A 538-nucleotide genomic window follows, 5' to 3' on the forward strand; every position below is an offset into this window, starting at 1 on the left:
GTGCAGCCAGGCGCGTTCGGCGGCGGTCCAGGCGGTCGAGGTGGCGATGTAGAGCCCGGCGGCCGGGGGCCCTGGGGCGTGGGCGGCCGGAGGCGTCGGGGTCGCGCTGGGGGAGGAAGGCGGTGCGGTGTTGCCGGTCGCGCAGCGCGGTGCGGACGCGTCCGCGGGGTACGGGTGGTGCCGTGGCCGTGAGGCGGAGGGCGCTGCGGAGCAGGAGGGCGACGGCGGCGGTGGTCGCGGCGGCGGCGACGGTGGCGGTGAGGCCGGTGTGGGTGAGCAGCAGTGCGGTGAGGAGGAGCAGGAGTGCGGCGCCGTGCAGGCGTGCGGCCGCGGCGGTCCTGCGGATCACGTGGGCTGCTCCTTCCGTTCGTTTCGCAGGGGATGACGAACGGGGGGTCAGCGTGGTTCCGCGGCGGCGAGTCCGCCCCAGACGACGAGGCGGTAGGCGGAGGTGAACTCGGGGGTGCAGGTGGTGAGGGTGATGTAGCGGCCGGGTCCGGTCATGTGCCGGCGGGGGTGGACGGTGCTGTGGGGGACG

General features: G+C 76.0%; 1 protein-coding gene. It reads right to left on the minus strand.

Annotated features, from left to right (window positions below; genetic code table 11):
- Positions 1-346: DUF6412 domain-containing protein (locus tag PV350_RS46995; RefSeq protein ID WP_500339354.1), on the minus strand; the 346-nt coding region annotated here is incomplete at its 3' end.
- Positions 347-538 lie beyond the last annotated feature (192 nt).

This window comes from Streptomyces sp. PA03-6a (assembly GCF_033792765.1).
Classification (GTDB): domain Bacteria; phylum Actinomycetota; class Actinomycetes; order Streptomycetales; family Streptomycetaceae; genus Actinacidiphila.